The sequence below is a fragment of the Helicobacter baculiformis genome (assembly GCF_900197685.1).
Classification (GTDB): domain Bacteria; phylum Campylobacterota; class Campylobacteria; order Campylobacterales; family Helicobacteraceae; genus Helicobacter; species Helicobacter baculiformis.
The window spans coordinates 1-7,346 of record NZ_FZMF01000041.1 but is presented as its reverse complement, the minus strand read 5'-3'; the positions used below and the strand labels follow the sequence as shown (position 1 = coordinate 7,346).

General features: G+C 45.1%; 9 protein-coding genes. 3 read left to right on the top strand and 6 right to left on the bottom strand.

Annotated elements, in window-relative coordinates:
* From C6G87_RS06560 to rfaD, 5 genes are all read right to left on the bottom strand, one after another.
* A partial coding sequence (locus C6G87_RS06560; RefSeq protein ID WP_459177834.1) for an alkaline phosphatase family protein occupies nt 1-326 on the bottom strand: 326 nt, incomplete at its 3' end.
* Entirely contained in the window at nt 323-1,141 is an 819-nt protein-coding gene (locus C6G87_RS06555; RefSeq protein WP_233709050.1) for a sulfatase-like hydrolase/transferase, read from the bottom strand. The genes C6G87_RS06555 and C6G87_RS06560, both read right to left, overlap by 4 nt.
* Before the next feature lies 1 nt (nt 1,142).
* A complete protein-coding gene (gene gmhA, locus C6G87_RS06550) occupies nt 1,143-1,712 on the bottom strand; it encodes a D-sedoheptulose 7-phosphate isomerase (RefSeq protein WP_104752721.1) in 570 nt (189 codons plus the stop codon).
* Nucleotides 1,682-3,136 (bottom strand): D-glycero-beta-D-manno-heptose-7-phosphate kinase, encoded by a 1,455-nt coding sequence (gene rfaE1 / locus C6G87_RS06545; RefSeq protein ID WP_104752724.1) that lies wholly within the window; start codon nt 3,134-3,136, stop codon nt 1,682-1,684. The genes gmhA and rfaE1 overlap by 31 nt, the downstream gene beginning before the upstream one ends.
* Complete coding sequence (gene rfaD, locus C6G87_RS06540; RefSeq protein ID WP_104752720.1) at nt 3,130-4,101, bottom strand: ADP-glyceromanno-heptose 6-epimerase; 972 nt, start codon at nt 4,099-4,101, stop codon at nt 3,130-3,132. The genes rfaE1 and rfaD overlap by 7 nt, the downstream gene beginning before the upstream one ends.
* On the opposite strand from rfaD, the gene C6G87_RS06535 reads away from it, so the two are divergent.
* Together C6G87_RS06535 and C6G87_RS06530 are read left to right on the top strand one after the other, a co-directional pair.
* Entirely contained in the window at nt 4,100-4,930 is an 831-nt protein-coding gene (locus C6G87_RS06535) for a glycosyltransferase family protein (protein ID WP_158653121.1), read from the top strand. The two genes, rfaD and C6G87_RS06535, sit on opposite strands and share 2 nt — an antisense overlap.
* Nucleotides 4,846-5,463, top strand: a complete 618-nt coding sequence (locus C6G87_RS06530; protein WP_233709049.1) for a glycosyltransferase family 4 protein — start codon at nt 4,846-4,848, stop codon at nt 5,461-5,463. Before C6G87_RS06535 ends, C6G87_RS06530 begins: the two co-directional genes overlap by 85 nt.
* Here C6G87_RS06530 and C6G87_RS06525 read toward each other — a convergent pair.
* Entirely contained in the window at nt 5,460-6,338 is an 879-nt protein-coding gene (locus C6G87_RS06525) for a glycosyltransferase family 25 protein (RefSeq protein WP_104752718.1), read from the bottom strand. The two genes, C6G87_RS06530 and C6G87_RS06525, sit on opposite strands and share 4 nt — an antisense overlap.
* Before the next feature lie 82 nt (nt 6,339-6,420).
* Between C6G87_RS06525 and C6G87_RS06520 the strand changes: the two genes are divergently transcribed.
* The coding region (locus C6G87_RS06520) for a glycosyltransferase family protein (protein WP_104752717.1) at nt 6,421-7,346 on the top strand (926 nt) is incomplete at its 3' end.

Below are 7,346 nucleotides of genomic sequence, written 5' to 3'. Positions count from 1 at the left end.
TGGCTACCGATGAGATGGAAAGCAATCGCATTTTTAGCTCCTAAGTAGGGTTGGACGCGCTTTTTAAATACTTCTAGCAAGGCTCGATCACCTGTGTTCCAAGAAGGAGTCCAAAAAATATTTTCAAAACGGCGGGGCAGTAGTTCGTAGGCATTGCTAACACGGGCTTGATTTTGATTATCTAGCCAAAAAGTCTTATAGCCCGCTGTCTTAAAAATATCGCCTAGGTTCTTATGTGCGTACCATGCAGTCGTGCGTGTCTCCACATTGCCATAATTTAAAAGGGTTGAAAAAACCCCATAGGTGTTTGCAAAGGCAGAGATCACATTATCAAAGACAAATAAATTTTGCGATCTCTCTCTCTCTCTCTCTCTACTAAGCCACTTAAAAAGGGCGTATTAGGTACGGGGTAACCATAGACTCCCATGAAATTTTTAGAGGCGCTTTCGCCGATAATCAAGATTACATTAGCAATGCTGTCAATGTCTACACTGAGGTAATCCTTAGGATAGGGTTTATTGAGACTGGCGCGTACCGTCTGCGCATCGCTATGTAGACCAAAATAAATCGCGCGCGCTTCCTTGATCAAGGGTAGAGTGTCCCAAAGTTCTGGAGGTGTCCAATCTATTGTTCCTCTTTGGTGAGAGAGGTAAGCCGTGCGCCCCATGTGCGCCCCCAAGCCCAAAATTAGCACCCCTAAAAATAAGCTGTGTAACTTGGGGCTAATAACCCACTTGAAGCGCACAAAATATAAAAATAAAACACAAACCCCTACTATGCTTACAATGAGCAGACTATGAGAAAACACATGGGTGATCAAAAAAGACTTGGCTTCTTGGGCATTTGTACCTAAGAGGGTTTCAACCATGGCTTGGTTAATGTCCATATGAAAGACATAGCCCATAAAAAAGCGCATGAAAGCCACTAAAAGACTTAAAATAATGACAAGATTTTTTATGAAGGTGCTTACACGGGTGGGCAGGAAACTTAAAAGAGTGTAGAGCAGATAGAAAAACGCCCCGCTATAAAAGGCGACCTTAAGCAGAGTTTTAGAAAGGTAACTTAGATGTGCATCGGGCGAAAATACGGATGCGAATACGAAGCTCACCCAACAGAGCAAAAACCGACTATCTAAAACCATCCTACCCACAAAATGCCCTCTCAATGGCATCACAGAGCAGATGGATGATGAGAATATGCATCTCTTGAATACGCGGGGTGTCCGTGCTGGGCACAACCAAATGGCAATCACATAGCGCGCGCATTTTACCCCCCTGGTGTCCGCTTAATCCTAAGGTGCTCAAGCCTAATTCTTTGCCCCTTTGCAAAGCTAAAAGCACATTTTCAGAATTGCCGCTTGTAGAAATGCCCACCAAATAATCCCCTTGTCTGCCCAACGCCTCCACCTGACGCGCAAAAACTCTAGGATAGCCATAATCATTGGCGATCGCCGTGAGCGCGGAGGTGTCTGTGCTCAGAGCGATGGCAGGCAGCCCTGCGCGCTCTCTTTTATAACGCCCCGTGAGCTCGGCGGCAAAATGTTGCGCGTCCGCTGCACTCCCCCCATTTCCACAGATCAAAACCTTATTGCCCTCTTTTAAGGCTTCAATGAGCAATAGAGCAGCTCCCTCTATTTCTTTGCCCAAAAGGGACAAAGTTTCTTGGGCGGTTTGGATATGGGCTAAAAATTCTGCTTGGATAAAGTTTTGCATGGAAATCCTTGAATTTTTTGGATAAGACTGCTGCTTGAATTGCCTTGCACAAAGTCGATCAAAACCACCTCTTTGATCAACTCACTCCCTACAATCTCTTTATTGTGGTAATCGCTCCCTTTAACCAAAATATCGGGCTTAAGGGTTTGGATGAGTTCTAAGGGGGTGTGTTCTTCAAAGATACTCACAAAATCCACGCATTCTAAACCCGCCAAAATAAAGGCGCGATCCTCTTGGGTTTGAATCGGGCGCGTGGGTCCTTTGAGCGCGCGCACAGAGGTGTCGCTATTCAAGCCCACCACCAAAATATCCCCCAACTTTTTAGCCTCTTGTAGGTAATACACATGTCCTCTGTGCAAGAGATCGAAACATCCATTGGTGAAAACCACGCGCTTGGGGGAGCTAGCACGCAAGATATGGCTTAAAGTGTGGCGGTCTAGAATTTTCTGCCCCTGATGGTAGTGGCGTTGCCAAAACTCAAGCACTTCGGCATAAGTGGCGTGCGCGCTCCCCACCTTGCCCACCACCACTGCCGCGCTCGCATTGGCAAAGGCGCATGCTTGGTGCAGATCAAAACCTAGAGCCAAACAAAAGGCTAAAGCCGCGATCACACTATCGCCCGCCCCGCTCACATCATAAACCTCTTTGGCGATGGTGGGGATTTTTACCAAATTTTTATCATCTAAAAACGCCATGCCCGCTTCGCTTAGAGTGATGAGAGGGATGGCGATATGAAATTGTGTTTTAAAATGCTCTAGGGCTTGTTGCAAGCGCGCGTCATCTTGAATCTCTAAACCTGTGGCAATTTGGGCTTCTTTCTTGTTGGGGGTGATCAAAGTGGCGTGGCTGTATTTAGAATAATCCTTGCCCTTTGGATCGCATAAAACGGGCTTATGGGCTTGGTTGGCAAGGGCGATCAAGGCTTGGCAAAGTTGCGCGCCCACCACGCCCTTTTGATAATCTGAAATCACCAACGCGTCCGCCTTTTCTAATAAAGCGGTGGCGATGTCCAAAAGGGTTTGTTCGAGTGTGGGGCTAATGGGGGCTTTACTTTCACGATCCACACGCAAAACCTGCTGTTTGGAGATCATCACCCGACTTTTTTTGCAAGTGGGGCGTGTGGGATCAACTAGCACCCCTTGAGCCTCAATTTCAAGTTGGGCTAGTTGATTAAGCAACCACTCCTTGGGCGCATCTGCGCCCACCACCCCACACAAGCTCACCTGCGCCCCCAGCGCGCGTAGATTATCTGCCACATTCCCGCCCCCCCCTAGTCGGTAGCTCTCTGTTTGTACCTCCACCACCTGCACGGGGGCTTCAGGGGAGAGCCTCTCACTCACACCCCAAATGTAATGATCCACAATGAGATCGCCCACCACCACAATATGGGGGGCTTTTTGGGGTTGGGGCAACAACTCTAGCATGTTTGCTGTGCCCATGCGCGGATGGTGGGGATATAGGCTTTAATGCCCTTTTCTAGGCTGTAGGTGGGTTGGTAACCTAGCGCTTCTTGGGTGGGGGCGATGTGCGCGCAGGTGTGTTCTTGAAAGAAGGCATAGGGGTTTTTAATATAGGTTACTTTAAAGTCGCCCAATTCTTGTTTGAGCAGATCGACAATGTCATTATAACTGCGCGCTATGCCAAAACCCACATTGTACACTCCGCTCACGCGCGCGCGCATCGCTTTGACATTTGCCTGAATCACATCTTCAATGTGCACAAAGTCGCGTTGTTGTGCGCCAAATTCAAAGAGTTTAACTTCTTGGTTTTGCAGAGCTTGTAACCCTAATTGCAAGATCATCGAAGCGGTTTTGTGTTTGTAAAACTCCCCGGGACCATAGACATTAAAATAACGCAAACCCACAATGGGGATACCCCCATGTCTGTTAAGCACGCTCATATCCATACAGAGTTTAGAAAAACCATAGACATTTTCAGGTGTTTCGCCTTGACCCACCACATTGGGCGCGGGCGTGTTGCCATAAACCCCAGCAGAAGAGGCGTAAATCACGCGTGCACTTTTGCGCGCTGCGATGTCTAGCAAATCCAAAAAAGCTTGGTGGTTGGTGCGCATGACCAATTCTTGGTTGAGATTTGTGGTGTCTGAGATAGCGGCTTGGTGAAAGAGATAGTCAAAATCGAGCTTTTTAATGCGATCTAAATCCTGGGTGATGTCTGCTCGCACCACCTCTCCCTTAAACCCGATGAGGTTTTTAAAATGCCCTAAACTCGTACTAGGGGGAGTCTGCTCTCTAAATCTGTCCAGCACAATCACACGCGCTTTGGGGTGGTGTTTTTGAAAATAAAAAGCTAGATTGCTCCCCACAAACCCCGCCCCTCCGGTGATGAGAATCCTTGCGCCATCGAGTGTTTCAGAAATATAGGGCATGTCATTCCTTTTAGAAGATGGCATCAATTATAACATGTCCGCATGCGTGCATGTTATACTTTACGAAAAAACGAGGTACATGATGACCATTCTTTATTGTACAGAGCAGTATTACCCGCTACAAACCGGTACCGCCACAGCAGATTATGGCTTAACTTTGGCTTTATCTCAAGCGGGCTATGAGGTTTATGTGATCACTAGCAATATGTTTAACCATCAGGCGATTCTTCGGGAAGGTCCAAAGCACTCAGTGCTGAGTGGAGGTTTAACGCGGCAAGCCACACAGATTGCACCTCGTCTCTTTGTGCTTGATTTTTATATTGCTATGGGAAATGGGGGCTGGCAGGGAGAACTGCAAGCTTACTCAGATTTTGCTCTCTCTTTTGAGTGCGATTTGCTGGTGAATGTGTCCTTGTCAACTTGGAATACGGATTTCATATGTGATAAACTCCCTCAGGCCAAAGCTAAAAGAAAAATTCTAAGGACCCATGGGGAATATGCTTTTATGAGTATTTGTCCTGGCTGGAAACGCTTTCTCAAAGATGCTCTAAAATTTGTTCTGACGCGCTTGCACATCATGAAGGGAGGCACTTATCCGTGGTGGTTACACCAAAAATTTATGAGATCTATCAAAAATTATGACAAAGTATTTTTTTTACACGAAGGCAGTCATGGGTACACTTATCTTAAACCCTATTGTTCTGAAGTGGATATTTTACCCAATGGGGTTTTTGAAAAGGACATTTGCGCGCCCAAAAAACTTATAAAAAGCTTAGTAAGCGACGCACACAACAACACAACAACACAACCGAGTCGCTTGATCGCTTAGTCAGCGCGCCCTATATTCTCAATGTCTCCAATTACTACAAAGAAAAGGGGCAGGATTTTGTATTGAGGGCTTATTATCTGAGTTTAGCAACTATCCCTCTTATTTTTGTTGGCTCTTTAAATAGGGATAACACTTTAGAGAGCTTGCAAGATTTAAAAGTGCAACTCGATCAAGAACATGGGTTTAGGGAGGTGCACTTTCTCTATGGAATAGAAAGACAACAAGTGTTAACATTCTCCAAACAAGCTACATTATTCATACATGGTAGTCGTGCTCCCTATGAAGCTTTCCCTATGGTAATTTTAGAGAGCATGCAATTTGGTACGCCCTTTATTTGTACCGATGTGGGTAATGTTAGGGATTTGTGCGCGCCCCTAGTGGTGCACACGCCTACAGAGATGGCACAGCAAATTAACGCGTTGTTGGGCGATCCTAGCTACTATGACCAGATTGCCCAAGAGTTGCACGAGAAAGTAAAGCAATTTGCTTATGAAAAAATTGTTTCTAAGTTGGATGGACTGATGTGCCACTAGAGATCGCGATATTCCTGCAAAAAGTGGCGGTAAAGGTGTTGCGCGCGTCTTTTTAGGCGCAGTAAATGGGGGAGTCTTGTAAGATTCCTGCTCCACACGCGAGCATAAGTTTTCTTTCTTGAATCGAGGTTATCTGCCGTAAATATCGTAGAACTTGCGTGGTGTTTGCTAAAACGCACACTTAAGGGAATATAAGTTAGGTGCGCGATGGAGTGGCGATGTGCTTGGTTTAAAAATTGATCCACAGGCTCTATAAAACGCCCGCTAAAACTCACAAAAGCCTTAGCCGCTTTAGGGGTGAGATAATAGGCAACCGTACTATCCACTTCATAACTTGCGAGCAGAAAGTGTTCTCTTAGTAAGGTTTCTACCTTGGGGTTTGTAGGCACACAAGCAGATCCGTCTAAATTCGCAATGGCACACACGTTAGGATCGGCTTTCCAAAAATTCCCATAAAGGCGTACGAAGTCGAAGGGAGCGTTCAGACAATCTAACAAGCTTTCATAAAAATTAGCTTGCAATTCAAAATCATCTTCCAAAATCACGATGGGTTGATTGAGTGCGATACACTTAAACCAAAGTAGGTAATGACTGGCATAGCATCCTAATTCTTCGGGAAATAACTCCCGGCCATACAGACCCTTATACCAATCACTGCTTTTAAGCCATTTGGGGGCATAAGAGTCTTCAATCAAGCCCACATAGCCTAATTCTTTTGAAAAATAGTGGCTGTGCTTATCAATGGCATCAAAGAGATGAAAATTAAAGCGCAAAGAATGGTTATGTGCAGGGGGGTTATCTATCACAGCTTGGCAAGCGTTACGCCTAGGGCTCTCTTTTAAAGAGACGATGTAAATATCTAGGGATTTTAGCATGCGTGCCTTTCTATAAGGTTTTAGTGCAACGAAGTCCCACTAAAGCAGATGGTAAATGTTATAATGATAGCAAAGGAGAGGCATGAAAATTCTCTTAACGACTGAACAATACCATCCCTTGCAAACTGGGGTTAGTTTAGCCGATCATGGTTTGAGTGTAGCTTTAGCACAGGCCGGGCATGAGGTTTTTGTCATCACGGGGGCTAGTTTCAACGGGCAGAAAATCCATAGAGAGGGTCCCCTTAAGCGTATTTCAAGTGGAGAAATCAGCAAAGACGCACGAGAAATTAACCCTAATTTATATGTGGTGGAATTTGACATCTATTGGGATTGGCAACAAGGGCGTGTGTTAGGGGAAATTGAGAAATATCAAGATTTCTGCCTCTCTTTTGCATGCGATTTGCTCATTAGTTCGGGTATTGTAGGAAAGTGGAATTGCGACTTGCTCTATGACTTGCTTCCGCTGTGTCAGGCTAAAAAGAAAATTTTAAAAAGCCATGGTGAGTTGGAGTTAGTGCGTTTTTCTCCTTCGTTAAAAACACGCTTAACACATGTTTTAAAATTTTTACTTTCTGGCTTTAAGTTTAGATCTTCTGTTTACATCCCCACATTGCGCCGTCAACTTAAGCAACACCTTAAACATTACGATCGGGTGTGCTTTTTGCACCGACGGAGTGATGGGTACACTTATCTCAAACCCTACTGCCATGCGGGCATCTTGCCTAATGGAGTGTTTGCTAAAGATATTTGCCCTGCTAAGAGAATACAATCGGGTTTACTAGCTAGGTTTCCATCTAGTGCAACACCGAAACCTCTTGAGACTCTTATCTTGCATCCCTATCTTCTCAATGTCTCCAATTACTACAAAGAAAAGGGGCAGGATTTTGTATTGAGGGCTTATTATCTGAGTTTAGCAACTATCCCTCTTATTTTTGTTGGCTCTTTAAATAGGGATAACACTTTAGAGAGCTTACAAGATTTAAAAGCACAACTCGATCAAGAACATGG

What these genes read in the sequence shown, in the direction of transcription:
- C6G87_RS06555 (WP_233709050.1), bottom strand. Translation starts at nt 1,141, where the DNA reads ATGGTTTTAGATAGTCGGTTTTTGCTCTGTTGGGTGAGCTTCGTATTC.
- gmhA (WP_104752721.1), bottom strand. Translation starts at nt 1,712, where the DNA reads ATGCAAAACTTTATCCAAGCAGAATTTTTAGCCCATATCCAAACCGCC.
- rfaE1 (WP_104752724.1), bottom strand. Translation starts at nt 3,136, where the DNA reads ATGCTAGAGTTGTTGCCCCAACCCCAAAAAGCCCCCCATATTGTGGTG.
- C6G87_RS06535 (WP_158653121.1), top strand. Translation starts at nt 4,100, where the DNA reads ATGTCATTCCTTTTAGAAGATGGCATCAATTATAACATGTCCGCATGC.
- rfaD (WP_104752720.1), bottom strand. Translation starts at nt 4,101, where the DNA reads ATGCCCTATATTTCTGAAACACTCGATGGCGCAAGGATTCTCATCACC.
- C6G87_RS06525 (WP_104752718.1), bottom strand. Translation starts at nt 6,338, where the DNA reads ATGCTAAAATCCCTAGATATTTACATCGTCTCTTTAAAAGAGAGCCCT.